The sequence below is a fragment of the Sphingobium limneticum genome (assembly GCF_008710165.1).
GTDB lineage: Bacteria > Pseudomonadota > Alphaproteobacteria > Sphingomonadales > Sphingomonadaceae > Sphingobium > Sphingobium limneticum.
Genome location: NZ_VYQA01000011.1, coordinates 16,714 through 42,751 on the forward strand (window position 1 = coordinate 16,714; position 26,038 = coordinate 42,751).

At 62.7% G+C, this 26,038-nt stretch carries 28 protein-coding genes and 1 tRNA gene; 20 read left to right on the plus strand and 9 right to left on the minus strand.

The genetic code is table 11. The features are described from left to right. Nucleotides 1-123: 123 nt before the first annotated feature. The 4 genes from F4U95_RS15005 to F4U95_RS15020 all read right to left on the minus strand — a co-directional run bounded on the left by F4U95_RS15005 (nucleotide 124) and on the right by F4U95_RS15020 (nucleotide 5,447). Nucleotides 124-1,182, minus strand: coding sequence for a ComEC/Rec2 family competence protein (locus F4U95_RS15005; RefSeq protein WP_145986238.1), 1,059 nt, complete (start codon nucleotides 1,180-1,182; stop codon nucleotides 124-126). A 119-nt stretch (nucleotides 1,183-1,301) separates the two neighbouring features. After that, complete coding sequence (locus F4U95_RS15010) at nucleotides 1,302-3,806, minus strand: S8 family peptidase (RefSeq protein ID WP_120251165.1); 2,505 nt, start codon at nucleotides 3,804-3,806, stop codon at nucleotides 1,302-1,304. A 1-nt stretch (nucleotide 3,807) separates the two neighbouring features. Next, nucleotides 3,808-4,788, minus strand: a complete 981-nt coding sequence (locus tag F4U95_RS15015; protein ID WP_120251166.1) for an AAA family ATPase — start codon at nucleotides 4,786-4,788, stop codon at nucleotides 3,808-3,810. A gap of 434 nt (nucleotides 4,789-5,222) precedes the next feature. Continuing rightward, a complete protein-coding gene (locus tag F4U95_RS15020) occupies nucleotides 5,223-5,447 on the minus strand; it encodes a hypothetical protein (RefSeq protein ID WP_145986239.1) in 225 nt (74 codons plus the stop codon). Between the two features lie 388 nt (nucleotides 5,448-5,835). On the opposite strand from F4U95_RS15020, the gene F4U95_RS15025 reads away from it, so the two are divergent. The 14 genes from F4U95_RS15025 (at nucleotide 5,836) to F4U95_RS15090 (ending at nucleotide 18,911) form a co-directional block, all read left to right on the plus strand. After that, nucleotides 5,836-6,756: a HEPN domain-containing protein gene (locus F4U95_RS15025; protein WP_120251167.1), complete on the plus strand. Its 921-nt coding sequence runs from the start codon at nucleotides 5,836-5,838 to the stop codon at nucleotides 6,754-6,756. A gap of 172 nt (nucleotides 6,757-6,928) precedes the next feature. Further along, nucleotides 6,929-8,953, plus strand: a complete 2,025-nt coding sequence (locus tag F4U95_RS15030; protein ID WP_150426245.1) for a conjugal transfer protein TraG — start codon at nucleotides 6,929-6,931, stop codon at nucleotides 8,951-8,953. A gap of 7 nt (nucleotides 8,954-8,960) precedes the next feature. Further along, nucleotides 8,961-9,365: a CopG family transcriptional regulator gene (locus F4U95_RS15035; RefSeq protein WP_120251169.1), complete on the plus strand. Its 405-nt coding sequence runs from the start codon at nucleotides 8,961-8,963 to the stop codon at nucleotides 9,363-9,365. Then, complete coding sequence (trbB, locus tag F4U95_RS15040) at nucleotides 9,362-10,381, plus strand: P-type conjugative transfer ATPase TrbB (RefSeq protein WP_425505072.1); 1,020 nt, start codon at nucleotides 9,362-9,364, stop codon at nucleotides 10,379-10,381. The genes F4U95_RS15035 and trbB overlap by 4 nt, the downstream gene beginning before the upstream one ends. A 1-nt stretch (nucleotide 10,382) precedes the next feature. Continuing rightward, the gene (locus F4U95_RS15045) at nucleotides 10,383-10,718 is read left to right on the plus strand and encodes a TrbC/VirB2 family type IV secretion system protein (protein ID WP_062731517.1); all 336 of its coding nucleotides are present in this window, start codon (nucleotides 10,383-10,385) and stop codon (nucleotides 10,716-10,718) included. Further along, nucleotides 10,715-10,990 (plus strand): VirB3 family type IV secretion system protein, encoded by a 276-nt coding sequence (locus tag F4U95_RS15050; protein ID WP_120251170.1) that lies wholly within the window; start codon nucleotides 10,715-10,717, stop codon nucleotides 10,988-10,990. Before F4U95_RS15045 ends, F4U95_RS15050 begins: the two co-directional genes overlap by 4 nt. Next, nucleotides 10,984-13,422, plus strand: coding sequence for a conjugal transfer protein TrbE (gene trbE / locus F4U95_RS15055; protein ID WP_120251171.1), 2,439 nt, complete (start codon nucleotides 10,984-10,986; stop codon nucleotides 13,420-13,422). Before F4U95_RS15050 ends, trbE begins: the two co-directional genes overlap by 7 nt. A 6-nt stretch (nucleotides 13,423-13,428) precedes the next feature. Next, on the plus strand, nucleotides 13,429-14,172 hold the full coding sequence (gene trbJ / locus F4U95_RS15060) for a P-type conjugative transfer protein TrbJ (RefSeq protein ID WP_120251172.1): 744 nt from the start codon (nucleotides 13,429-13,431) through the stop codon (nucleotides 14,170-14,172). Between the two features lie 113 nt (nucleotides 14,173-14,285). Continuing rightward, nucleotides 14,286-15,590: a P-type conjugative transfer protein TrbL gene (gene trbL, locus F4U95_RS15065; protein WP_120251173.1), complete on the plus strand. Its 1,305-nt coding sequence runs from the start codon at nucleotides 14,286-14,288 to the stop codon at nucleotides 15,588-15,590. A 19-nt stretch (nucleotides 15,591-15,609) separates the two neighbouring features. Beyond that, entirely contained in the window at nucleotides 15,610-16,410 is an 801-nt protein-coding gene (gene trbF, locus F4U95_RS15070) for a conjugal transfer protein TrbF (protein WP_120251174.1), read from the plus strand. Next, entirely contained in the window at nucleotides 16,407-17,264 is an 858-nt protein-coding gene (gene trbG, locus F4U95_RS15075; protein ID WP_120251175.1) for a P-type conjugative transfer protein TrbG, read from the plus strand. Before trbF ends, trbG begins: the two co-directional genes overlap by 4 nt. After that, complete coding sequence (locus F4U95_RS15080) at nucleotides 17,261-18,490, plus strand: TraB/TrbI/VirB10 family type IV secretion system protein (RefSeq protein WP_120251176.1); 1,230 nt, start codon at nucleotides 17,261-17,263, stop codon at nucleotides 18,488-18,490. Before trbG ends, F4U95_RS15080 begins: the two co-directional genes overlap by 4 nt. 1 nt (nucleotide 18,491) lies before the next feature. Further along, entirely contained in the window at nucleotides 18,492-18,707 is a 216-nt protein-coding gene (locus F4U95_RS15085; protein ID WP_062731525.1) for a DUF2274 domain-containing protein, read from the plus strand. A gap of 6 nt (nucleotides 18,708-18,713) precedes the next feature. Continuing rightward, entirely contained in the window at nucleotides 18,714-18,911 is a 198-nt protein-coding gene (locus F4U95_RS15090) for a helix-turn-helix domain-containing protein (RefSeq protein ID WP_037529598.1), read from the plus strand. Here the strand turns inward: F4U95_RS15090 and F4U95_RS15095 are convergent. Together F4U95_RS15095 and F4U95_RS15100 are read right to left on the minus strand one after the other, a co-directional pair. Then, on the minus strand, nucleotides 18,908-20,143 hold the full coding sequence (locus tag F4U95_RS15095) for a tyrosine-type recombinase/integrase (protein WP_120252220.1): 1,236 nt from the start codon (nucleotides 20,141-20,143) through the stop codon (nucleotides 18,908-18,910). The genes F4U95_RS15090 and F4U95_RS15095 overlap by 4 nt on opposite strands. A gap of 174 nt (nucleotides 20,144-20,317) precedes the next feature. Next, nucleotides 20,318-20,404, minus strand: a tRNA-Leu gene (locus tag F4U95_RS15100). A gap of 187 nt (nucleotides 20,405-20,591) precedes the next feature. On the opposite strand from F4U95_RS15100, the gene F4U95_RS15105 reads away from it, so the two are divergent. The 3 genes from F4U95_RS15105 to F4U95_RS15115 all read left to right on the plus strand — a co-directional run bounded on the left by F4U95_RS15105 (nucleotide 20,592) and on the right by F4U95_RS15115 (nucleotide 22,562). Beyond that, nucleotides 20,592-21,359 carry an alpha/beta fold hydrolase gene (locus F4U95_RS15105; protein ID WP_150426246.1) on the plus strand — a complete coding sequence of 256 codons (768 nt, stop codon included), beginning with the start codon at nucleotides 20,592-20,594 and terminating at the stop codon, nucleotides 21,357-21,359. Beyond that, nucleotides 21,359-22,231, plus strand: a complete 873-nt coding sequence (locus tag F4U95_RS15110; protein ID WP_150426247.1) for a tetratricopeptide repeat protein — start codon at nucleotides 21,359-21,361, stop codon at nucleotides 22,229-22,231. Before F4U95_RS15105 ends, F4U95_RS15110 begins: the two co-directional genes overlap by 1 nt. Nucleotides 22,232-22,319: 88 nt before the next feature. Next, nucleotides 22,320-22,562, plus strand: a complete 243-nt coding sequence (locus F4U95_RS15115) for a glycine zipper 2TM domain-containing protein (RefSeq protein WP_150426248.1) — start codon at nucleotides 22,320-22,322, stop codon at nucleotides 22,560-22,562. A gap of 117 nt (nucleotides 22,563-22,679) precedes the next feature. Here the strand turns inward: F4U95_RS15115 and F4U95_RS15120 are convergent, their stop codons facing one another. Next, nucleotides 22,680-23,384 carry an SIMPL domain-containing protein gene (locus tag F4U95_RS15120; protein WP_150426249.1) on the minus strand — a complete coding sequence of 235 codons (705 nt, stop codon included), beginning with the start codon at nucleotides 23,382-23,384 and terminating at the stop codon, nucleotides 22,680-22,682. Nucleotides 23,385-23,488: 104 nt separating this feature from the next. On the opposite strand from F4U95_RS15120, the gene F4U95_RS15125 reads away from it, so the two are divergent. The 3 genes from F4U95_RS15125 (at nucleotide 23,489) to F4U95_RS15135 (ending at nucleotide 25,157) form a co-directional block, all read left to right on the plus strand. After that, nucleotides 23,489-23,923, plus strand: coding sequence for a VOC family protein (locus F4U95_RS15125; protein WP_150426250.1), 435 nt, complete (start codon nucleotides 23,489-23,491; stop codon nucleotides 23,921-23,923). A gap of 5 nt (nucleotides 23,924-23,928) precedes the next feature. Continuing rightward, nucleotides 23,929-24,651 carry a hydroxyacylglutathione hydrolase gene (gene gloB, locus F4U95_RS15130; protein WP_150426251.1) on the plus strand — a complete coding sequence of 241 codons (723 nt, stop codon included), beginning with the start codon at nucleotides 23,929-23,931 and terminating at the stop codon, nucleotides 24,649-24,651. 89 nt (nucleotides 24,652-24,740) lie between these two features. Then, complete coding sequence (locus tag F4U95_RS15135) at nucleotides 24,741-25,157, plus strand: hypothetical protein (RefSeq protein WP_150426334.1); 417 nt, start codon at nucleotides 24,741-24,743, stop codon at nucleotides 25,155-25,157. 6 nt (nucleotides 25,158-25,163) lie between these two features. Here the strand turns inward: F4U95_RS15135 and F4U95_RS15140 are convergent, their stop codons facing one another. Both F4U95_RS15140 and ihfA read right to left on the minus strand, forming a co-directional pair. Next, a complete protein-coding gene (locus tag F4U95_RS15140) occupies nucleotides 25,164-25,535 on the minus strand; it encodes a MerR family transcriptional regulator (protein ID WP_150426252.1) in 372 nt (123 codons plus the stop codon). Between the two features lie 151 nt (nucleotides 25,536-25,686). Beyond that, the gene (gene ihfA, locus F4U95_RS15145) at nucleotides 25,687-25,983 is read right to left on the minus strand and encodes an integration host factor subunit alpha (RefSeq protein WP_120251184.1); all 297 of its coding nucleotides are present in this window, start codon (nucleotides 25,981-25,983) and stop codon (nucleotides 25,687-25,689) included. Nucleotides 25,984-26,038 lie beyond the last annotated feature (55 nt).

Below are 26,038 nucleotides of genomic sequence, written 5' to 3' on the forward strand. Positions count from 1 at the left end.
ACATGCGTCCGAAAGAATATTGGTACGACGCCTCCCTCCCGCAAGAGAGAAAAAATCCAAAATTAGATCACACACATCGTTTACCTTGCATCCTGACAATTTAAGTTTGATCGCAAGCAGACATCAATCGTCGGCAAGCACATCGATGGCGATCATGCCTTCCTCGTCCGGCGGAAAATGCGCACTATATCCGTAACGGTCCGCGACCTCCGGCTTGGCCCAAGGCCGGGTCTGTTCGGTAACGTAGTTGAAGTAGAGGTGTTTTCGCCCTTCAGGTCCAAAGTGAAGAAACAGCGCGATCGCTTGCGGGTCGGGATGGCAATGTATGTTACCATTGGTAGAGATTGCCAGCCGGCGGCAGTCGAGCATCTCAATCAGCTTGCGACAGGTGTTCTTCGCGCTGCCGTGATGCGAGGCTTTAAGGACATCGACGCGGTAGCGCCCGCCCTCTCCAGCGGCGAGCGGTTCTAGGGAGGCCGCGAGCAGATCGGGATGCGCATCACCGCCGAACAGAATTCTCCGTTCGCCCCATTCGGCAATGAAGGCTATACTGGATCCGTTGGGCAGTTCGGTGTCGATCGGTCCGGGGGCGATCAGATCCTCGACGATCAGAGGATTCGGCGGCAGGGGGCGTTTTGGCTTTTTGACAAGACCTCGCGCCCGAACACCCTGCTGCTGATGCCACTGGCTCCATTTGCTTCCTAGGGCGGCAAGATGCAGCTCGTCCGGCGAGAGCATCGTGATCTTCAGCCCTGCGATGTCGATAACGCCGGGCGCCGATTCGATCTTTGCAACCCCGTCACAAAAAGAGGTGTTTAAAGGCCACTCAAGTTTGGCAAGAGCGACTGAATAGGCGTCACCCTGCTTCATGCTCCGGATGCCGGTCGATGTCATCTCAGTCCGACCATTGTACCAAACCTGCTTCGGCACCAGCGGTCGATTTGAATCCCGAAGGTAGGCTAGGGCTCCTTCAATGTGGTCGGCATCAATGTGTGTCAGCACATATAGCTCGAGGCTCTCTCCTTTATCAGCGATGCTCGAAAGCCGTTTCTTCAGATGCGGATAGGCGGACGTCCTACCTCCATCCACCACCATGTGATGCAGATGGCTATCGTCTCCCCACGACAATAGCAGGCAGTCGCCATCGGCGGCTGGCAGCATCAATAAGCGTAACGTCGACATATCGCTTCCCTCCCCAGGGGGCTCCATTGCTCTCACTCTATGGCGATACCCCAGCTGCTACAGAGAAGCTCGCTTGATCCGCCTTGGGGCCGCAGCTCTGACGGGTGGGCCCTGTAAAATCAGACCTCAATCACCGCTTCGCCCGTAATTTCAGGAGCAATCTGGGCGCTGATTTCAGTCCGCAGATCGATCCCATCAGCGGCTCGGATGCTCGCAATCAAGCTGTAGCGCGCGGGTTCTCCGACCCGGTCTTGCGCGAGATTCTCCCGCCACCAGCCACCTGTCGGGTAGATGATGATGCTGTTGCGCTCCGCGAGATCGGCGGCGGTGCCTTCCCAGATATCGGCATGGAGCGAACCACGATGGCGCAGTTGCGGCCCGATCGTCCACCCGGTGTCGGAGGCCTGCCGTGCAGGAGGACGCGGGCCAGCCTCCGACGTAATGCGGCGCAGGAACACGTCCGCTTTTTCGTCTGCGGGCTTGAGCGCGAAGCGCAACCCATGGCTAGCATAACTGTGCCGGCGGGACTGGCCGCGCTCGCCTGGATTGGGCTCAATAAAATAGCTTAGCGTCAGGCGAAGTTGCACCAGAACCTCGCCCAATTCGGCCAGCTTCTTCTTCGGCCAGACCAACTCATGCACCATGAGCTGATCGGTGACGGCCTTTCCCTTCTCCATCTTGAAGGGGATGAGACTGTCCTCGACAACCATCGTCACGTCATTGTCGAGACTACCGAGTGCACGCACCAGCGATGGCGCCCCGAAGCCGTAGCGCCGAACCAGGCTGGTTCTATTGAGCGTACCGAGATAGCCGGTCATGGCCGGTGTCCATTCGGCCGAATGCACGATAAGCCCGCGCACCGTTTCCGGCCACAAAGCCGGTTTCTCTGCCAGTATCTGCGCAGCCATTCGAGCGCCCAGCGCGGTGGCTGCGCTCGTGTCGCCTGTAGTGGTAAATGGCCGCTCGGTCGGTTTGCGATAGGTCGTCAGCAGCGCCAAATCGTCAACATGATCGCCCATACCGCTGGCCGGATCGATCCCGATGTTGCCTCCCTCGAACATCACATCCGGCTTGAGCGGCCAGTCGCGATGCCAGGAAACGGAAGTACGGCTTCGAGCTGCAATGTCTCCGACACTGGCAAGGGCATTCCATCCGGCAAAACTGGTGTCTGTGATGACAGATTTTTCGGTGAATGCACCAACGGTCAGCGCATTCCATGCCTGGGCCGGACTCTCGATCGGCATCAGGTCGTTCCGGTCGGGATAGTCGGCGGCATTGATAGCTTCGCGAATATTCCCGGCGGACACGGTGATGATCCGGGGCACTTCGTCCCGTCCAAATGCCAATGCATCCAGCTTGGCCGACCATGATGATGGCCGCCCACGCCAATGATCGCCAGGGCTTGTCACCGCCAGGCAGATGGCACGGGGTCGGGTCGGTGCAGTGATTTCAGCGCGTGCGATGGCCCGCGCTGTGATCGCCCCGTACAGGTCAGGGTCGTTGGCGCCATGATCGGGCAGGATTTTCACGGATTCGAGGCGGTGGCGCACCGTAACTTGACCAGCGCTGGCCAATATGTCCGTGAGATCGCCGTAAAGGGCAATACCCGATAGCTGCGTACCGTGCCCACCATGGCCTTGCAGGCTTACATCCTCACCATGCCATCCAGCTTCACAGGCTTGCTGGTCAGCCGGGCTGAGCAGCGGGGCGATCAGGGCATGGCTGATAGTAGTGCCGGAATCGAGCAGACAGACAGCAGGGGCATCAGCATCACATGGATCGAGCCGCCCCGCCAGATCGTCCGACCAAAGGTGCTGCTCGGCGCCATCGATCTCCATGAAGAAGGCCGGCGTGTCGCGCGCCATCCGCAATTCCGCGACGGTCTCGGTGTTTGCGATAATCCGCCCCAGATCCTCGGCCGAGGCATGAACAATGCGAACCTCGCGTTCGGCGAATTCAAGCACGGTTTCACGGAGCGGAAGGCCAAGCGTCTGCGCGGCAGCCTCAAATTGCGCGCGCGTGCCCTTGCGTAGCCAGGCCTCCCACCATGCTTTCAAATTGGGAGCGGGGAAGAGGTCCGCAGCGTCAGTATAGAAGGAGCGGGCCACAGCAAGCCGGGCAGTCTCTATAGATGCGACCAAGCGCTCATTCTTGGGCTTGCGCGTTTCCACGACACTGCCGTCGTCCAAGGTCTTGACCTTGACGTTATCCTGCGTCCCGTAGGCCTCAACCTTGCCGAGATAATAGCCGCGCTGGGATTCGGGCACGAAGACCGTTGCTGCGACATGCTGCTCATCGGCGGGCTGAACGCTCACTAGCTCGATGGGAAACTTCCCCTTGCGCTCCAGCTTGTCGACCATCTGAGCCTGTCCGGACGGCAGGATGAACTCGATGTAGAAACCCGGTGTCCCGGACGCGATCTGCGGGTCACGGCTTGCAAGCAGCGTCTCGCCCGCCGCGACCACTTCGGTCAGTGCCTGCGTCAGTTGCTGGGCATGCGTTGCTCGGTCTCGTTCGGGTGCGACCGATCCGCTACCCTTTGGCGGGTAAGCGGTATAATTCGCCGAGTTCCCCGACGCAGGCCAATAGAAGTGGGAATGAGGCCTTGCCGGCTCGTCAGCCATATTATCCGCGTGCCGCCGCCTTGCGCTCACTCACTGCCTGGAGGAGGTCGATGTTCGTTATCCGTTCGCGATCATCGAGCAGCGCATATTTGGCGGCTTCATTGGCGATACGCGCCAATTCCGCCTGACTGAGGCCGGCCGCTTCACCGACGATCGACGGCCATTCCACTCCGACCGTATCGAAAAGCGCCAATCTGCTTTCGAGAATAGCCTGGGCGACGGCATCGCTTGGTAGCGTATATTCAATCACATCGTCGAACCGGCGAAACAAGGCCGGATCGAGCAGTTCGGGATGATTGGTGGCTGCGACGATGAGCCCCTCGCTCTCGTCCTCTTCCAGGAACTGGAGAAAGGAATTGAGCACGCGGCGAATCTCGCCGACATCGTTGCGCTCGCTGCGGCGTGAGCCGATCGCATCGAACTCATCGAAGAAATAGACGCCGCGTGTTTCGGCCATCGCTTCGAACACAACCCGCAGCTTCGAAGCAGTCTCACCCAAAAATTTGGTCAGAAGACCATCGAGCAGCACTGTGAACAGCGGCATCTTGAGTTCGCCTGCCATAGCGGCGGCCGTCATCGTCTTGCCAGCGCCTGGGGGGCCGATCAGCAGCAGCTTGCGACGTGGCTGGAGGCCATGCTGGCGCAATCTATGCTGTTGCCGCTGCTCCACTAGCACACGGCGCAGCCGCTCATGCAGTTCTTCAGGGAGCACCATGCTCGACAGGCGTGTATCGACATATCTGGCCGCAACCAAATTAGCGAGATCGCCCTTTGGCTGGACCAAGGGGATCGTCTTGCCACGCGCTGGCCGCTTCTGGCTTTCGCGGGCCTGATCGAGCATGTCCCGCAACTGCTGCGCAAGTTTGCCGTGGCCGCGACGCGCTTCGTTCGCGGCAGCTTGCATGGCAACAGTATAGAATTGTTCGTCGTCGCCATCGAAATGGCTCTGGAGCAGCGCGACGAGATGCGTGGCTGTCGTCACACCCCTATCGCAATCCTGACTGTACCAAACGATTTCATCATCAACACTCGCGCTGTCTCGTTACGGCAACGCCGTGAAACTTCAGGGAAATCGATAGCCCCCCAAAAAACTCCTGGCAGGTTTATCGTTGTTCCACGCATAAAACAATCTTTGGCTCCACGAGATCCGTCATCTCCCGCTCTCCCTGCTGCTGGCATCTTCCGGGACAGGGTCAGTGTGGCGGCGTCAAAGGGCCGTAAGGTCGCTTGTTCTCTGCGTCCGCTATCGCCGCTTCGGCGTTCCGAAGCCGACAGTCGCGAATGTCCCAATTGTGGTCATAAATAGCTTCAGCGATTTTTCCTCTTCGCTGCGGTTCTGATAGGTTTGCTGATGGTCGTAGCGATTAGGTTCTCGTCCGCTCACTTTACAATAGGTCTTGGCTATCCGCAGCCTTTTTACGCCCAAAGCGACAATTCGACTATAATCCGACGTCGGACCTTATCCGCCGTGCGGCTGGATTGCCGACAACCAGCAAAATCGTCGCCCATCTTAAATTCGCCTTTTGGGAAAATATCTTCACCCGAGGCCAAGACAACCGGATTTGGAACGTCCACTTCCGAACGTGCTTTCCCGGTGCGCCAACAAATCAGTTCATCAGCCAGTGCCGCGAGACTGCTCATAATAACCTCCAGTCGATCAGGCGATTACGGAACCAAATCGTCCGTCATGAGCCGATATTCACGCGCAGCGTGGCCGATGGGTACCAACGCATTCATGACATAATAGCATGGCGCAATCCAGTTGCCGCCGCATGGGTGAACAAAAAGCAATCCGTTCTGACTTTGCTGCCCAAAAGACTGTGACGACCGGGATTTCGAGGATCTAACCGTTCAGCCTATTTAAGTGAAAGCTCGTTCACTTAAATAACGATTGGCCAAGGTAAGGGCATTTAATTAGCGATCGTAGGCGTCTCACAGTAAGCGTTTGGATGCGCGGGCGGTTAGCCGCGCGACGATGGCTGGAAATTGAGGGTTGCTAAGATTTGGCTTTCTAACGAGAATCGCTTGCATGAAGGACGCCATCGATCATCTGCCCTCGGTCCAGCAAGGCGAGTTGGACCGCGTGAAGCACTTGCTGATGGGCGAGTTCGCCGAGGCGACCGCGCGTGCGACCCAGCCATGGAAGAAGAACGGCAGCATCCTCAAGATCGTCCTGTTCGGTAGCTACGCGCGTGAGGATTGGGTCGACGAGCCCGAGAATGGCTACCAGTCCGACTACGATCTGTTGATCATCGTCAGCCATCCCGATCTCACCGATATCGCCGACTATTGGTACATCGCCGAGGACAAGATCCTGCGCGACGCAGCCATTGGGCGACCAGTGAACATCATCGTCCACACTCTTCAGGAGGTGAATCAGGCGCTGAGCCGCGGCGAATATTTCTGGGTCGATATCGCGCGCGACGGAATTATTCTCTACGAATTGCCTGGTAATGCGCTCGCCACGCCCCAACCGCTGACTGCCGCCGATGCCTATCAAATGGCGAGCTGTTACTTCCGCGACCAGCTCAGGTCCCTTGATCAATGGATCGAGCTTGCCGAATATTCGGTGTCGCGGACGTCACAGGAGCCGGATTGGAGCCGAAAGGCTGCTTTCAACCTTCACCAAGCAACGGAAACGGCTTACGCCTGTTTCCTTCTCGTCCGCACCCTCTACTTCCCCCGTTCGCACAACATCAAATTCCTGCGGTCGCTTGCAGAGGACAGCGAAGCTCGCCTGATCAAGGCATGGCCGCGTGCTGCCCGGTTCGAGCGCCGCCGCTTCGAATTACTCAAGCGCGCCTATGTCGAGGCGCGTTATTCGGCCAGCTATGAGATCGCCAATGACGACCTAGACGCGCTGTCGCAGTCGGTCAGATCTCTTCGCGACATCGTGGCGATCGTCTCGGGCGAGCGCCTCGAAGCGCTTAGGAACGACGCCGGCCTCTGACCGGAATCGCTCGACGGCTGCTTCGTTTCACCAACTTCCGGTTTTTTCTCCAAAAGCCTATCTGAACCGGGGCGAGCCCATCTGCGCCCATCAACACCGTTCCGTTTTTCGAGCCTATCACCGAGTCTGAATCCGCCCGAGCCGATCCTGTCCGGCGGGCGGGAGCCTCGACATGACACCCACAAAATTGCTTATCGGCCAGATCCTTGTCGTCTTCGCAATCGTGATCGCAGGGGTATGGGCCGCGACGCAGTGGGCGGCGGCGATGCTCGCCTACCAGCCCGAACTCGGCCTGCCGTGGTTCCGGCTCGGCACTATGCCAATCTACCATCCCTGGGCGCTCTTCGGCTGGTGGTATCACTATGATGCCTATGCCCCGATCGTCTTCGACAAGGCGGGCATGCTCGCCGGCGCCAGCGGCTTTATCGGCTGCGCGGCAGCGATCTTCGGTTCGCTGTGGCGCGCGCGCCAGTCGAGCAATGTCACCACCTATGGTTCGGCCCGCTGGGCAAGCCCCCGCGAGATCGAACGCGCCGGCCTGCATCGCGACGCCGGCGTCATGCTCGGCACGCTCGGTGGACGCTATCTTCGCCATGATGGCCCCGAACACATCATGGCGTTCGCGCCGACCCGCTCGGGCAAAGGCGTTGGCCTCGTCGTTCCGACCTTGCTGTCCTGGACCGGATCCACCGTCGTCCACGATATCAAGGGCGAGAACTGGACGCTGACCGCTGGCTGGCGTGCGCGCTTCTCGCACTGCCTGCTGTTCAACCCGACCGACGCCGCGTCGGCGCATTACAATCCGCTGCTCGAAGTCCGGCGCGGCATCGACGAGGTGCGCGACGTTCAGAACATCGCCGACATCCTGGTCGATCCCGAAGGCGCGCTCGAACGCCGCAATCACTGGGAAAAGACCAGCCATTCGCTGCTCGTCGGCGCGATCCTGCACATGCTCTATGCCGAGGAGGAAAAGACACTGGCCCGCGTCGCGACCTTCCTGTCCGACCCACAGCGCAGCTTCGTCGCCACGCTCCGCCGGATGATGACCACCAATCATCTCGGCGATGACAAGAACCCCAGAGTGCATCCAGTTGTCGCCTCCGCCGCGCGCGAGCTGCTCAACAAGAGTGAGAACGAGCGGTCCGGCGTGCTGTCAACCGCCATGTCCTTCCTTGGCCTCTATCGCGATCCGACCGTCGCCGAGGTCACGTCGCGCTGCGACTGGCGGATCGCCGACCTCATCGAGGCCGACCAACCGCTGTCACTCTATCTCGTCATCCCACCATCGGACATTAGCCGTACCAAGCCGCTGATCCGCCTCGTGCTTAACCAGATCGGCCGCCGTCTCACCGAGCGACTGGACCAGCCCGGTACATCATCGCGCCGGCACCAACTCCTGATGATGCTCGACGAGTTTCCGGCGCTGGGGCGTCTCGATTTCTTCGAGACCAGCCTTGCCTTCATGGCCGGCTACGGCATTCGCGCCTTCCTGATCGCGCAGAGCCTCAACCAGATCGAGAAGGCGTATGGCGATCACAACGCTATCCTCGACAACTGCCATGTCCGTGTCGCTTTCGCGACCAATGACGAGCGCACCGCCAAGCGCATTTCCGATGCGCTCGGCACCGCGACCGAGCAGCGCGCCATGCGCAACTATGCCGGGCACCGGCTCGCGCCCTGGCTGGCGCACGTCATGGTCAGCCGCCAGGAAACCGCCCGCCAGCTCCTGACGCCGGGCGAGGTGATGCAGCTTTCGCCCGATGAGGAGCTTGTGCTGGTGTCCGGTCTCGCGCCGATCCGGGCGCGCAAATTGCGCTATTTCCGCGACCGCAATTTCGCTGCGCGCGTGGCACCGGCGCCGGTGCTGGCATCGGGTCAATATGCCGATCGGCCGAAGCCGCGCGGCGACGACTGGTTCGATCAGGTGCGCGGCATCGACGCCCGCCTGCACCAGGCCGAGGATGCCGCGGGTGGCGAGGACGATGGCGGCATGCAGCAACAGCGCCATCCCGGCCTTCCCGAACAGGTCTCCAAGGCAACCGACCCCGCCGAAACGCGCGATCCCCAGATCGTGCCCGACGACGATGATGTCGCCGCCGACAAGCGCGCCATGGACCAGGCGCAAGGGCAGAACGCCATCGTGCGGGGCCATGCCATCAACGAGGGCGCGAAGCGCGACCTCATACCGGACTTTTGAGGCAGCGATGAAAATCCGACAGAATCTCTATATCGACCGCGAACTCAGCGACTCGCTGGAGGCTCTCGCCGCCGGTCCACGCGGCAACAAGAGCCACCTCGTCAACGACGCACTGAAGGATTGGCTGGCGCGCCGGGGGACCAAGGAAGTCGACGACCTTCTGAAGGTTCGCCTCGACCGTCTGACACGCGAGCTCGCAGGCGCACGACGCGACATCGATGTGCTACTTGAAAGCCTGTCGCTGTTCGTCCGCTATCAGCTGATGGTGACGGCGCCATTACCCGAAGCCGATGCCGCGGCCCGCGCCATCGGGCGTGACCGGTTCGAGGCGTTCGTCTCCCAGGTCGGTCGCCAGATAGCGGGCGGCAAGCGCACGCTGGCACCCGTCGAATCCGACGGAGGCACATCATGATGTCCGCCCAGACGACAAGCGTCTCCGCGGAACGCCGCCGTGCCATGCTGCGCACCGCAATGGGACCGGCGATTGCCGCCGCGCTTTCCGACAGCCGTGTGATCGAGATCATGGTCAATCCCGACGGTGCGCTGCGGGTCGACATTCTCGGCGAAGGCCGTGTCGATACCGACGTGAAGCTCGATCCGGCCCAAGTCGAGCGGATCATTCGGCTGGTGGCATCCCATGTCCGATCCGAAGTCCATGGCGACAAACCCATCGTGTCGGCCGAACTGCCGCCACTTGGTTCTGGCGCCGGGGAGCGGTTCGAGGGAATCCTGCCGCCCGTTTCGACCGCCCCGTGCTTTTCTATCCGAAAACCTGCCGCCCGCATCTACACGCTGAAGGACTATGTGACCGACGGCATTATGTCGGCGGAGGCCGCGCGCCTGCTATCGGTCGCCGTCGTCGATCGCCGCAACATCCTCGTCGCGGGTGGGACCAGTTCGGGTAAGACCACGCTCGCCAACGCGTTGCTGGCCGAGATGGCGGATCTCGACGAACGGGTGATCCTGATCGAGGATACCCGCGAGCTGCAATCGCCGGCGCGTGACACCGTGGCGCTCAGGACCCGGCCAAGCTCATCTGACAAGAACACCGCCGTCACCATGGGCGATCTCGTGCGCTCGACGCTGCGCCTTCGACCCGATCGCATCATTGTCGGCGAGGTCCGGGGCGGCGAAGCATTGGACATGCTCAAGGCCTGGAACACCGGCCATCCTGGCGGAATCGCGACCGTCCATGCGAACAGCGCCGCTTCCGCGCTCTACCGGATCGAGCAGCTCATCCAGGAATCCGTGGTCATCGTGCCGCGCCACCTGGTCGCCGAGGCGATCAACATCATCGTCTTCATCGCCGGCCGCGGCACCGCGCGGCGGATCGAGACGATCGCCTGCGTCGCGGGCCTCGACCCCGATGGCGGCTATGCCGTCGTCGATCTCTTCCCAGACCCCAACCACGACTTTGAAGGAGACTGACATGACTATCGTTCGTATTTCCAACCGCGACCGCTTCTTTCTCACCGGGCTGGTGCTCGGCCTGTCTATCACCATGACCAGCCGCGTCTATGCCAGCGGCGCGGGTATGCCGTGGGAAGAACCACTCCAGCAGGTACTGGAGTCGGTCCAAGGACCAGTCGCAAAGATCGTCGCGGTTCTGATCATCATTTCCACGGGGCTCGCTCTCGCATTCGGCGAGACGTCCGGCGGTTTCCGCAAGCTCATCCAGATCGTCTTCGGCCTATCGATTGCGTTCGCGGCGTCGAGCTTTTTCCTGTCCTTCTTCAGCTTCGGCGGGGGAGCGCTCGTCGCATGAGCCACATCGACAACGGTCATGTTGCTGGATTCGAGGCGCCTATCCACGCCAGCCTGGGGCAAGCCATCCTGCTTGGTGGCGCCCCTCGGGGCATCGCGATCGTCAACGGCACGATCGCCGCCGCGGTCGGGCTGGGCCTGCAGCAATGGGTGGTCGGGATCGGCATCTGGGCGATTGGCCACAGCATCGCGGTGTTCGCGGCCCGTCGCGACCCGGACTTCGTGCCGGTGCTGCTCCGCCATCTGCGCCAGAAAGGATATCTGGCATGCTGAACCTAGCGGAATACCGGTCGCGCGCCGACCGGCTGGCCGACCATCTGCCCTGGGCCGCGCTGGTCGCACCCGGCATTATCCTCAACAAGGACGGCAGCTTCATGCGGTCCTTCGCCTTTCGCGGTCCTGATCTCGAAAGCGCGACGGAAGCGGAACTGGTGTCGGCCTGCGCCCGGGCGAACAACGTCCTCAAACGGCTTGGCTCGGGCTGGGCCTTGTTCTTCGAGGCCGAACGGCGTGAGGCGCTCGGCTATCCCGAGAGTGCCTTTCCCGACGCAGCGTCCTGGCTGGTCGAGCAGGAGCGGCGTGCTGGGTTCGAAGCCGAGGGCCAGCATTTCGAGAGTGTCTTTCACGGCACGCTGGTCTGGTTGCCACCCGCGGACAGCAGCGATGCGGCGGGACGGACGCTGGTCGAGCGGCCTGACGACGCGAAGGGCCGGGACTGGCACGCCAGCCTCGCCGGTTTTATCGCCGAGACCGATCGTGTGTTCGACCTCCTGTCGGGCTTCATGCCCGAGGTGCGGCCCTTAAGCGACGCCGAGACGCTGACCTATCTCCACGGCACCGTTTCCAGCCGCCGCCATCCGGTCGCCGTGCCGGAGACACCGATCTATCTTGATGCGCTGCTCGCCGATACGCCGCTGGTCGGCGGGTTGGAGCCCAAGCTTGGAGACCGCCATCTGCGAACCCTGACGGTGTTGGGATTCCCGAACCTCAGCCGGCCCGGCATCCTCGACGCGCTCAACTTATCGGATTTCGGCTACCGCTGGGTCACGCGTTTCATAGCGCTCGACAAGACCGATGCGACCAAGGCGCTGACGAAGATCCGCCGGCAATGGTTCAACAAGCGTAAGTCGATCACAGCACTGCTGCGCGAGGTGATGTACAACCAGCCGGTCCAGCTTCTCGACACCGACGCCGACAACAAGGTCGTCGATGCCGATCTCGCGCTGCAGGCGCTTGGCGGCGATCACGTCGCCTTCGGCTATCTGACGACGACAATCACGGTGTCGGACGTCGACCGCACCAGCGCCGAGGACAAGGTCCGCGCGGTCGAGCGGATCGTCAATGGCCTCGGCTTCACGGCGAAGCGCGAGGGCGTCAACGCGGTCGAAGCGTGGCTGTCGTCGCTGCCCGGCCAGGCCTACGCCAATGTGCGCCAGCCGCTGGTCCATACACTAAACCTCGCCCATCTCATGCCGCTTTCGTCGGTCTGGGCAGGACCGACGGACAACCACCATCTCGGCGGACCGCCGTTGCTCTACGCCCAGACCAGCGGATCGACCCCGTTTCGCCTTTCCACACATGTCGGCGATGTCGGGCATATGCTCGTCGTCGGCCCGACTGGCGCGGGCAAGTCGGTGTTGCTGGCGCTTATCGCACTCCAATTCCGGCGCTATCCCGGCTCCCAGCTCTATATCTTCGACAAGGGCTATTCGGCGCGTGCGGCAGTCCTGGCGATGGGCGGCGCGCATCATGCCCTCGGGCTTGGCGCGGACAGCGGTGACGCCCTCGCGTTCCAGCCGCTCCGCCGCATCGATGATCAAAGCGAACGCAGTTGGGCAGCGGAATGGATCGCGGCGCTGCTGGCGCACGAAAAGGTGGTCGTCACGCCCGAAGTGAAGGATGCAGTTTGGTCGGCGCTGGGCAGTCTCGCATCGGCACCGCCCGAGGAGCGCACCCTGACCGGGCTCGCCATGCTGCTCCAATCGAATGCGCTGCGCACCGCACTCACCTCCTATACGCTCGACGGCCCCTATGGTCGGCTCCTCGACGCGGCCGAGCAGAATCTTGCCCTTGCCGACGTCCAATGCTTCGAGACCGAGTCGCTGATGGGACAGGCCGGCGTGGTCGCCCCGGTGCTGACCTACCTGTTCCACCGGCTCGAGGAGCGTTTCGACGGTCGGCCAACGCTGCTGGTGCTCGACGAGGCCTGGATCTTCCTCGACCATCCGCTTTTCGCCGCGCGCATCCGCGAATGGCTGAAGACGCTGCGCAAAAAGAATGTCGCGGTGCTGTTCGCGACCCAGAGTCTCGCCGACATCGCCGACAGCAGCATCGCGCCCGCCATCATCGAAAGCTGCCCGCAGCGCATATTGCTGCCCAACGACCGCGCGATCGAACCGCAGTCCCGCGCCGCCTATGAGCGGTTCGGCCTCAACGACCGGCAAATCGAACTGGTAAGTCGCGCCACGCCAAAGCGGCATTATTACCTGCAATCCGCACGCGGGAATCGCCTGTTCGAACTGGGCCTCGGTCCGATTGCGCTCGCCCTGTGCGGCGCATCCGATCCTGTGACTCAGACGCGGATCGACGCCCTGCTGGCCGAGCATGGCCCGGAGGATTTCGCGACCCGCTTCCTTGAAGGAAGCGGGCTCGATTGGGCCGCCAGCCTCCTCGCCGACTTTCCCGTCCCCCAAGCCAAGGAGTAAAATATCATGCGTATCCCAACCCGCAAATATCTGATCGCGACCGCGCTCGGGGCTGGCACCATCGGTTCGCTTGGCGCGCTCATCGTGCCGAGTGCGCCCGCTCATGCGCAGCTCACCGTGTTCGATCCAAGCAATTACAGCCAGAATCTGCTTACCGCCGCCCGAACCCTTCAGCAGGTCAACAACCAGATCCGCTCGCTTCAGAACCAGGCACAGAGCTTGGTCAACCAAGCGAAAAATCTTACCACGATTGGCTTCCCCGAGATCCAGGCGATCACCCAGACGCTTCAGCAGATCGACCAGTTGATGGGACAGGCGCAGGGTATCCAGTTTCGTGTCGACGGTCTCGACCAGCAATTCCGCCAGCTCTTTCCCCAGAGCTTCAACCAGGCGCTGACCATGAACGGCCAGGTTGTTGCCGCGCGGACCCGGCTCGATACCGAGATGACGGCCTACAAACAGACGATGGGCGTGCAGGCGCAGGTCGTCGAGAATGTCCAGGCTGACGCGCAGACCCTGGGTAGCATCGTATCGCGGAGCCAGGGCGCCGAGGGCGCTTTGCAAGCGCAACAGGCGACCAACCAGCTGCTCGCACTGACCGCCAAGCAACAGTTCCAGATCCAGAACCTGATGGCGGCGCAATATCGGGCGCAGGCGGTCGAGCAGGCGCGCCGCGCGCATGCCGAGATCGACGCCCGCGCCATGACCACCAAGTTTCTCGGTTCCGGCTCGGCCTACACCCCTCAATAGGCCCGAGCCGGCGCGCAGGCAGCGGGGAATTCGCCTCTTCGCCGCTGCCGCCGCGGTGTTCGGTCCCGCTCCCCAGATCGGACCCCGCGGCTTCTTCCATCAGGACATTCCGCATGAACGACCTCAACGTCATCGACCGGTTCCTCCAGACCTTCATCCGCTACATCGACAGCGGGTTTGGGCTGCTGGGCGGCGACGTCGCTTTCCTGACCACGACCCTGATCGGCATCGACATCACGCTTGCCGGACTATTCTGGGCGATGGGCGGCGAGCAGGACGTGATCGGGCGTTTCCTGCGCAAGATCCTCTATGTCGGCGCGTTCGCCTTCATCCTGAACCGCTTCTCGACCCTGGCCGACATCATCTTCAACTCCTTTGCGGCGGCCGGCCTGACCGCGGGCGGCGGCACGCTCTCGGCGGACGATCTTCTGAAACCCGGCCGCCTTGCTGGCACAGGTTTCTCGGCCGCCTGGCCGCTCCTCGAACAGGTGTCGAAACTGATGGGTTTCACCAGCTTCTTCGACAATTTCCTGACCATCATCGTGCTGTTGTTCGCGTGGGTGATCGTGATCATCGCCTTTTTCATCCTCGCCGTGCAGATGTTCGTGTGCATCGTCGAGTTCAAGCTGACCACGCTCGCCGGCTTCGTGCTGGTGCCCTTCGCGCTCTGGAACCGGACCAGCTTCCTCGCCGAGCGCGTGCTGGGCAACGTGGTCAGTTCCGGCATCAAGGTGATGGTGCTCGCCGTCATCGTCGGTATCGGCTCGAATTTCTTCAATGAGTTCACCGCTGCCCTGCAGGGCCAGGAACCCGACATCGGCCAGGCCATGAGCCTCGTGCTGGCGTCGCTCACGCTGTTCGGCCTCGGCATCTTCGGTCCCGGCATTGCCTCGGGCCTTGTCGCCGGTGCCCCGCAGCTCGGCGCGGGTGCAGCGGTCGGCACGACGGTCGGCGCAGCCGGTATCGTTGCGCTGGGCGGCGGTGCCGCCATGGGGGCAGCTCGCGCCGCGGGTGGTGCAGCACTCGGTGCAATCCGGGCCGGCACGACGATGGGGTCGGCGGCCTCTACCTCATACCAGCTTGGCCAGACCGCGGCCGGATCTTCGAGTGTCGGCGCCGGCATCAGCGGCATGGCGCAGGCAGCAGGCAACGCCGCCCGCCAGAAAGCATCGACTGCGCTGGGCTTGGGCCAGGCCGCCGAGCGCGGTCGTGACGCCGCCTGGTCCGCACTCAACGGTGGAGCTGGATCGGGCGGGCAGGCTGCGGACGCCCCCGCCGACGGCGCTCCCTCCTGGGCGCAGTCGCTGCGCCGACAACAAGACTCCCGTCATCACCGCCACGTTGCGCTCCAGACATTGAAGGAAGGCGATCGCGGCGGCGCATCCGCCACTCCAGATATCAAGGAAAGGGAAGATTGAGCCATGATCTTCATATCCCATGTTCTTTAAGCGCGCCGTCCAGCGCTACGCGCAGACGCCCGAGCCGGAGACCCCCTATCAACGCGCCGGCCAAGTCTGGGATGACCGCATCGGGTCGGCCCGTGTCCAGGCCCGCAACTGGCGATTGATGGCGTTCGGCACACTGTCGTTGTCGACCGCCATGTCGGGCGCGCTCATCTGGCAGTCGCTGCAGAGCAGGGTCACGCCCTATGTCGTCGAGGTCGATCGCCTGGGCGAGGCCCGGGCGGTGACCGAGGCCGAAGCGGGCTATCGCCCCACCGATTCCCAGATCGCCTGGCATCTGGCGAAGTTTATCGAGAATGTGCGTGGGGTCTCGCTCGACCCGGTGCTGATGCGCCGCGACTGGCTCTCGGCCTATGACTTCACCACGACGCGGGGGAGCCAGTTTCTCGGCGACTATGCCAGGGCCGCAGACCCTTTCGCCAGGATCGGCGAGCGCACCGTGTCGGTCCAGGTGACCAGCGTTGTCCGGGCATCGGACCGGTCGTTCCAGGTGAAATGGACCGAAACGGCCTATGAGCGTGGGAGCGAGGCTGGCTCCTCCCACTGGACCGGTATCCTGACGATCCTGACGAAGCCGCCCGTATCGACCGACACGCTCCGGAAGAACCCGCTCGGCATCTACATCGACGCGATCGACTGGAGCCGCGAACTCGAGCCCGCGGCGTCGACTGCTCCCGCGCGCACCGCGCAACCGCCCAGCAACGTGCCACTCGGCTCGCCGCTCGACCCGAACCTTGCCGCTCAACCGACCGTCAATACGGAGACCAAGCCATGACTAGAACTCTCACAACCACGCTGCTGGCGCCTTGCTTCATCCTTCTCGCAGGCAGCGCAGGGGCGAGTCCGCCGATCCGCAACGCGTCGCACGAAGTCGCGCCGGTCGCCATCGCCAACCGCGCGGCGACGATCGAGCCGACCGCGCAGGGGTTCATCAACGCCGTCCAGGTCTATCCTTTCACCGACGGCGCCATCTATCGAGCCATCACCGCACCGGAGAGGGTGACCGACATTGCGCTGCAACAGGGCGAGACGTTGGTCGCCGTGGCAAGCGGAGACACGGTGCGCTGGGTGATCGGCGATACAACCAGCGGGTCGGGCACGGAGAAGCAGACCCATATACTGGTGAAGCCATTCAGTGCCGGCCTGTCCACCAACCTGGTCATCACCACCGACCGGCGCAGCTATCATATCGCGCTGACCAGCGGGATGACGACGGCGATGGCCGCACTTTCCTGGACCTATCCCCATGATGCATTGATCGCACTGAAGCGCGCCGCCGCAGCGTCCCAGGAGACGGCTGCCGTGGCGGCCGGCATTGAGGTCGAGCAACTCCATTTCAACTATGCCGTCTCGGGTGATCAACCGGCTTGGCGGCCGCTTCGTGCTTTTGACGACGGGCGGCAGACATTCATCGAATTTCCGGCAACGCTGGCCGTGGGCGAGGCACCGCCGATTTTTCTGGTGGATAGGAAAGGCGAGGCCCAGCTCGTCAACTATCGCGTGAAGGGCCGCTTCTATGTCGTCGATCGCATCTTCGACGTCGCCGAACTTCGCCTCGGCACGAAGCACCAGCAGATTGTCCGCATTAGTCGGGTGGCGGAAGGCTCGCACGAGGGGAGGGGATCATGACCGGCGAGGCGGCAGCCCCAGCGGGACCCGAGACCACCGCCGCACCGAGCAAGGTTGATCCGGAAACGCTGGCGCTTCGCGCCCAGCCGGCGCGGGCGATCCGATTCAAGCGGGGCGCCGTGGTGGTGATCGCGGCGCTTGGTTCGGTCAGCCTGATCGCGACAGCCTGGGTCGCGCTGCGGCCGTCCGCGCTGCACCTCGCTGGACAAGCCAACGACCAGACGGTCGCGGCGAAGGCGCCGACCGATACATTGAGCCGCTTGCCAGGCAGCTATGGAGACGTGCCCAAACTCGGGCCGCCCCTACCGGGCGATCTTGGCCGACCCATCCTCAATCATCAGCGTGCGATGGGCATGGAGCCTGCGAGCGGCGAAGCCGGTCGCGCCGACCAGACCGCCGAAACCGAACGGGATCGACGGGCTGCGGAGTTGAGGGCGGCGCGGGAATCTGGATTACTGGTGCAATCTGGCATTCGCAACGATCCGACCCGGGTCGCTGATGCGACACTATCTTCTCCCCCGGCAGCAGCTACGGAGCAGGCGCGGCTCGCGATTGATCCTGATCGTGATCCTAATGCGCAGCAGCGCAAGGCCAACTTCGTCGCGGCGCGCGACACTGGCGGCGATGTCAACGAGCATCGGCTGAGCCCACCGGCGTCGCCGGACATGCTGTCCGCTGGCAGCGTCATCGCGGCGAGCCTAATTACGGGACTCAGGTCCGACCTCCCCGGCCTTGTTACTGCCCAGGTAACCGAGCGGGTCTTCGACAGCGCGACGGGCAGCATTCTTCTCATTCCGCAGGGCGCGCGGCTGATCGGCAGCTACGACAGCGTGGTCGCTTTTGGACAGAAGCGCGCGCTGGTAGTGTGGCAGCGGATCATCCTGCCGGACGGCAGTTCGATCCGGCTCGACAACGTGCCCGCGACGGACCCTTCAGGCTATGCCGGACTTGCCGACAAGGTCGATCTCCACACCTGGACGCTGCTCAAGGGCGTCGCGATTTCGACATTACTTGGCGTGGGGGCGAACGTCACTTTCTCCGGAGAGAGCGATCTCGTTCAGGCGATCCGTGAATCCACGCAGCAAAATGTGTCCCGCGCCGGAGACCAGATCACATCCCGCAACCTGCAAATCCAACCGACCATCACGGTCCGCCCCGGCGCGGCCGTTCGGCTGGTTGTGCACAAGGATCTCATTCTCGCACCCTGGCGAGAGAAGGAGCACTGAAATGACCGACCTCAAATTGCCCCAGCTTCCCGATCGCAATCCGGTCAAGCTCAGCATTGCTGTCATGCCGGACCTCCATCAAGCCTTGATCGACTATGCTGCGCTCTACGCAACGACCTATGGTCGTGACGAGCCGGTTGCCGAGCTGATCCCTGCCATGCTCGCTGCCTTCCTCGAAAGTGACAGGAGCTTTGCGCGAAACAGGACGAAACGGTGATCTATGATGCACAGTAACGCTCCCCAAGGCGGAGCCGTCCTCATAGAGCCTCTGACGGTCCGCATCTCTACGGCGGTCCAGCTCACCGGTATCAGCCGTTCACGTCTCTACGAGCTGATTCAGTCCGGTGATCTGGAAACCGTCAAGGTAGGGCGATCCACGCTGATCCCATATAAAAGCCTGAAAGCCCTGACCGGCGCCTAGCCCGGCGTGCCTCTGCCTTTACCAAAGTTCGGCCGCAGGATCCTTGCGCCGTCCCGCAACTGGTCGAGATAGTCGGACCAGTGCTGCATCATGCGGACGCGTTCATCCCAATATTCACCGCGAGTGTAAGCACGGCGCACCATTGAGCTGTCCAGGTGGGCGAGCTGCTTCTCGATGGCGTCCGGGTTCCAGATGCCCATCTCGTTGAGCAGGGTCGCAGCCATCGCCCGAAAACCGTGCGCCGTCATTTCCTCCTGGCTATAGCCCAGTCGACGCAGCGCCGCGTTGATTGTGTTTTCCGACATGCACAGGCGTGGTGACCGGAACGACGGGAAAAGATACCTTCCGTCGCCTGTCAGCGGACGAAGTTCCTCCAGTAGCGCCAGCGCCTGTTGCGACAGCGATACACGGTGCGGACGGCGCATTTTCATCTTTTCCGCCGGAAGCGACCAGATGGCGGCTTGCATATCTATTTCCTCCCACTCTGCCTTGCGCAACTCGCCCGGCCGGACGAACAGGTGGGGCGACAGCCGCAGAGCGATCGCGGTGATTTCGTGACCTGTGTAGCCGTCGATTGCGCGCAGGAGCGCGCCAGCCTCTCTGGGCGTCGTGATCGCGGCGAGATGCCGGACCTTCGGAGTGATGAGCGCGCCACGTAGGTCGGCCGCGACATCGCGATCCGCCCTAGCAGTCGCGATCGCATAGCGAAAAACCCGACTGAGCACGCTGCGCATCCGGCGCGCACTTTCGTAGCGGCCGGTCGCCTCCACCTTGCGCAGCACGGCCAGGACTTCCTGCGGCGATATCTTTGAGACAGGAAAGCTGCCGATCATGGGATAGGCCATGCCGAGCAGCCAGCGAATCTTGTCGAGCGTGATCGGCGCGCGCCCCTCCCGCTCATTCTTCACCACCCATTCCTCGGCGATCGTCTTGAACGTGTTGTCTGCGGCCACCTTGCGCGCAAGTGTGTCGCTCCGCTTCTCGGCGGCGGGATCGAGCCCGGCGGCGATCTGCTCCTTTGCTGCGGCGCGCTGCTGGCGCGCCATAGCTATCCCTACCTCGGGCCACGCGCCGAAATAGAGCGTCTTCTGTCGACCGAGGTATCGGTAGTTCATGCGCCAGAGTTTCGTGCCGTTCGTCTGGACGGCGAGATACAGCCCATCGGCGTCGGCCAGTTTATAGGCCTTGTCCCGGGGTTTGGCGTTGGTGATCTGGATGTGATTCAGTGCCATGATGGTGCCAGCTCCAAAGGGGCTCTCCGGCACCATCAAAAACACCATCAAACTGATGGTGCTGTCGATGGATTCGGGTGGATGAGCCCGGATTTCATTTGGCGATTTTCACTGAAAAAATGCTGTAAAACCAGCTGCTTGCTGGACCTTCCCGGACGTCGCCGGAAAGGTCTCTGGTGCCCAGAAGAGGACTCGAACCTCCACGACCTTGCGATCGCCAGCACCTGAAGCTGGTGCGTCTACCAATTCCGCCATCTGGGCACGGGGTAGGAGTGCGCCTCTAACGGCGGCCTCCAGGGCTGTCAACGCATTGTCCGCATTATTTTAATCAGCGACGAAAAAACTTCGTTCACCCCCCTATCAACGCCCCATCGTGCCGGACTTGCGCTGTTCCCGGCGTCTTTGGAAGGTTAAGGCAGGTTCGTGCCGCCTATCAAAGGATGAGATCGTGACCGATACCCCCGCCGCCCCGCCCGCGCTGTTCGCCCGGCCCGACGGGTTGCGCCTTGCCTATCGGCATCGGGCTGGGACCGGGCCGACCATGGTCTTCCTGCCGGGCTATATGTCCGACATGGAAGGGAGCAAGGCGATCGCGCTGGACCGGTGGGCAGCGAGCCAGGGCCGCGCGATGCTGCGAATGGACTATGCAGGCTGCGGCGCCAGCGACGGGCGGTTTGCGGACGGCACGCTGGCCAGTTGGCGTGACGATGTGCTGCTGCTGCTCGACAATCTCGTCGAGGGGCCGGTCGTGCTTGTCGGATCGTCCATGGGCGGCTGGCTGGCGCTGCTGGTGGCGCTGGCGCGGCCAGACCAGGTCAAGGCGCTGGTCGGCATCGCAGCCGCGCCCGATTTCACGCAATGGGGCTTTACCGATGCCGACAAGGCGCTGCTGCAAACCGAGGGGCGGATCGAGGAACCGACGCCTTATGGGGACCAGCCTTATGTGACGACGCTGGATTTCTGGCAGTCGGGACAGGCGCTGCGGCTGCTGGAGGGCGAGATCGGCATCGATTGCCCCGTACGGCTGCTGCATGGTCAGCAGGACGAGGATGTGCCCTGGGCGATCGCCGTCAGGACGGCGGAGCGCGTGCGTTCATCCGATGTGCAGACCCTGCTGATTAAGGACGGCGACCACCGCCTTTCCCGCGACGGCGACATCGCCCTGCTGATCCGCACCGTCGCCGCTTTGCAGGCCCTCATTCCGGATAGCTTCTAATGCCCTTTTTCTTCCTGCCGATCCTGCTTCAGGCCCATGATCCCGAGATCGAGGCGGTGATGAATCGCAGCCGCAAGCAAAAGCAGGAGCAGCGCGCCGCTGCCGCTGCGGCGGCCACACCGGCGACCGCCGCCCCCGCGCGGGATGATGGCAAGGTGCCCGTGCCTGCCAAATTCGCCGCGCCCTTCCAGGCATGCCTGGACCAGGCGATGGAATCCCCTGATGCCGGCGTCGCCTTCGCCCAGAAATGGCGGATCGAGGGCGGCAGCTTCTATGCGCGCCATTGCATGGGCTTTGCCTATGCGCGGGCGGAGCGCTGGACGCCCGCCATCGTCGCTTTCGAACAGGCCGCCGAGGAAGCCGAGCGCAGCGGCGAGATGGTCGAGGCGGCGCGGCTATGGGCGCAGGCGGGCAACGCCGCCATGGCGAACGGCGATCTGCCCAAGGCGCGAAGCGATTTCGACGCGGCGCTGGCGCGCGGCCTCCCCGACGGGCTGGAGAAGGGCGAGGTGCATCTGGACCGGGCGCGGGCGCTGGTGGCGCTGGACGATATGAAGGCCGCGCGCGATTCGCTGGACATCGCATTGACGCAGGCACCCAAAGATCCGCTGGCCTGGCTGCTGTCGGCGACGCTGGCGCGGCGCATGGGCGACATGCGCCTGGCGCAGGCCCATATCGCGCGAGCCGTGCAACTCTCCCCCGATGATGCCTCCGTAGCGCTGGAAGAAGGCAATATCGCAGTGCTGACCGATCATGAGGATGTGGCGCGTGCCGCCTGGGGTCGGGCGGTCAAATTGGCGCCGACGGCTGCCGCGGGCAAGGCGGCGGCGGACAATCTGTCGCGCCTTCCTGCCGAGAAACCAGCCGGTTAAGTTTAGCAGCAAGACTTTGTCACGGAACTGGCTTCGCGCCCGACCCGTTCGCCTGTCCGTAGCGGGATTGGATGAAGGAGACAGCGAGATGGACAGTCATTGGAAGAGAATTGCGGGCATCGGCCTGCTGATCGTCGCGGCGAGCGCGACCACGGCCTGCTCGCGCGGGGCGACGCGCGGCGGGCTGATCGGCGGTGCGGGCGGCGCGATCGTGGGTAGCGCGACGGGCCTTGGCACCACTGAGGGCGCGGTGATCGGCGGGGCTGCCGGCGCGGTCATCGGCGACAAGAGCGATTGTTCGCGCCGTGAACGCCGCCGGGGCCGTTGCTAAGGTTGGCGAATTTCACGCACCTCCGTTCGTTTCGAGCATGTCGAGAAGCGAGAAGCACGGCACTGGCCGCTTCTCGCCTTCGCTTGAAGCGAACGGAATCGGGTGATTGCGCCGCGCTTATTTGAGGTAGAAGTCGACGGTCGTGACGACGCGCACCTTCTTGTAGGGCGTGTCGCTCGATCCGTCGCCGCCCTCGCCATCGCGGGCGTCGATCGAGAAATAGCCTTGGGTCGCGCTCTTGATGCCGCCCACCCCGGCCCCCGAATCCTTGGCGAATTGTTCGGCGGCGCGCGCATCCCGCGTGGCGGCGGCGACCATGTCGGGCTTCACGTCATTCAGCTTGGTGAAGCTGTATTTCATGCCCGACCCTTCCTGAAGCGTCACGCCGCGACGGACGAGGTCGAATTGCTGCGCCACCGCTTTTTGCGCGCGAGCGATGTCGGTGGTGCGCAGCAACATGCGCTGCGTGATGGTGATCGTGTTGACGCCGTTGTTGAGATATTGGTTCACACCGGCCCCGGTCGGGGTCAGATCAGCCGGCTTGAAACCCAGGCCACTGAAATAGCCCTGCAATTCCTTGGTATTATTGTCGATTTCGGCGCGCACTGTGGGCAGGTCGAACCCGGTGGCAGAATAGCTGATCGACCAGGTGGCAAGGTCCGCCGTCACATCCTTTTCGGCAAGGCCGCGCACCGTGACCGATCGGTCCGCCGCCTTGGCCCGCTTGAGCCCGTCGCCCAGCAGATAACCGCCCGATATCACGCCGAAGGCCAGCAGCGCCGCGCTGCCCAGCAAAATCTTGTCCCGCATTTCCAGTGCCATTGTCCGCTTTCCTCTTCCGTCCGGTGATGCGCGACCTTATCTTGGGAGCCTATCTATAATCACCGAGATGAACCGTTGCTTTCCAGCGACGAACGGAGACTATCTTGCCCAAATTCCTGCATAGCATGATCCGCGTGACCGACGTGGACAAGACGATCGCCTTTTTCGACCTGCTGGGCCTGAAAGAGGTCAAGCGTTTCGATAGCGAGCAGGGGCGCTTCACGCTGGTCTATCTCGCCGCACCGGGGGATGAGGATGCACAGGTCGAGCTGACCTACAACTGGCCGCCGGCCGATGGCAGCGCGGGCGAAACCTATGATGGCGGGCGCAATTTCGGCCATATCGCCTATCAGGTCGAAAATATCTACGCGACGTGCCAGACGTTGATGGACGCGGGCATCACCATCAACCGGCCGCCGCGCGACGGGCATATGGCCTTCGTGCGCACGCCGGATAATATCTCGATCGAACTGTTGCAAGACGGGCGGCTGGAACCGGCAGAGCCTTGGGCCTCCATGCCCAATATCGGGGCTTGGTAAGCGCCATGCTGGAGGTCGTTCGCATACCCGTTCTCAACGACAATTATGTCTGGCTGCTGCATGATGCCGCCAGTGGCGAGACGGTGGCGATCGACCCCGCCGTGGCCGAGCCGGTGCTGGAGGCGGCGGCCTCGCGCGGTTGGACCATCGGCCAGATCTGGAACACGCATTGGCATGGCGACCATGTCGGCGGCAATGCGGCGATCAAGGCGGCGACGGGCTGTATCATAACGGGGCCGGCCGCCGAGGCGGAGAAGATCGGCACGCTGGACCGAACGGTGGGTGAAGGCGATAGCGTCCGGATCGGCGGGCATGTAGCGACGGTGATGGCGGTGCCGGCCCATACGGCGGGCCATGTCGCCTATCATCTGGCCGATGATCATATCCTGTTCGTCGGCGACACATTGTTCGCGATGGGATGCGGCCGGTTGTTCGAGGGGACGGCAGCGCAGATGTTCGCCAATATGGCGCGCTTTGCCGCCCTGCCCGACGACACGACCGTCTATTGCGCGCATGAATATACGCTCTCTAACGGCCGGTTTGCGCTGGGCGTGGAGCCGGGCAATGCGGCGCTGGCGCAGCGGGTCGAAGCGGTCGAGGCGGCGCGGGCACGGGGCGAGGCGACGGTGCCGACCAGTATCGGGCTGGAGCGGGCGACCAACATATTCATGCGTGCTGACAGCGTGGCGCAGTTGGCGCAACGACGGGCGGCAAAGGACGCGGCCTGACGGTTTTTGCGCTATGATGGCGTCCTAAAGATATGCCGAGCCGTTCGATTTAAAATTTTCTTTGGGGCATGACGATGGAGAGAGACGCGATGGTGGCGTGGATCGGGCGCGCGGGGATGACGGCGGCGGCGTTGCTGATGGCGGGCTGCACCGGCAGCTATGAGCCGAAACCTTTGACCGAAAAGCAGGCGGCGACCCTGGACAAGGCGCTGGCCGGCAAGGTGGCCGGCGAGAAGGTCAGTTGCATCAATCGCGAGCCGCAGACCAACCTGACCGTCATCAGCAATAATGTGTTGCTCTACAGAGTCAGCCGCAAGCTGGTGTACAAGAATGAGCTGATCGGCAGTTGCAGCGGGCTGTCCAGAGGCGACATCATGATCGTGCGCAGCTTCGGATCGCAATTGTGCCGGGGCGATTTCACCACCACGGCCGACCGGATGACCGGCATGATGTCGGGCGCCTGCGCATTGGGCGACTTCATCCCCTATCGCGCGCCCGCGAAGTAGAGCGGCTTAATCGCCGATCGCTTTGGCAAGATCCGTGCGGATTGCGAGCAGGCGGGCGAGCAGATCGCCCTGTTCCAGCGCCACGGGGGCAGTGAAGACCGGCGCCGGTGCCGCCAATTCTTCGACTGGCGATGCGCTATTACCATCCACCAGCGCCTTTTGCGCGCCCTTGACGGTGAAACCCTCGACATTGAGCAGTTGGTGGATGCGGTGCGCCAATGCGACGTCGGCGGGCCTGTAATAGCGGCGATTGCCGGATCGTTGCAGTGGGCGCAGCTGGGGAAAGCGCGTTTCCCAATAGCGCAAGATATGTTGGGGAAGACCAAGCTCGCCAGCCAACTCGCTGATGGTCAGAAATGCACCCTCTGCCTTTTTCATGACAGGGATGTTGCACCCATATTTGCGCCAAGGTCAACCATGGTAAAGCTATGCTAATATTGGAAAAGCGGCCAATTGCCGATTAGTGCGGGCAAAGGAGACGATCAGGCATCCGCGTAACGCCTTTTTTGGCGATCGCGGCGCTGGCCTTTCAGGCGGAGGCCACGCGGTCGCGCATCGTCTGGCTGGCGCGGAAGGTGAGTACCCGGCGCGGTTCGATCGGCACTTCCACGCCGGTCTTGGGATTGCGGCCCATGCGTTCCGTCTTGTCACGCAGGACGAAGGTGCCGAAGCTGGAAATCTTCACATTTTCCCCACGCTCCAGCGCGGTGGACATATGTTCGAGAATGGATTCGACCAGCGCAGCCGCTTCGGCCCGTGACAGGCCCACATGGCGATTCACGCTTTCTGCCAAGTCCGCACGCGTCAGCGTTCCGTTGCCGGTCATCGACCATCCCCTCATTCAAGCCCAACGACCCTCCCCCCCGGACGGTCATCTGGAA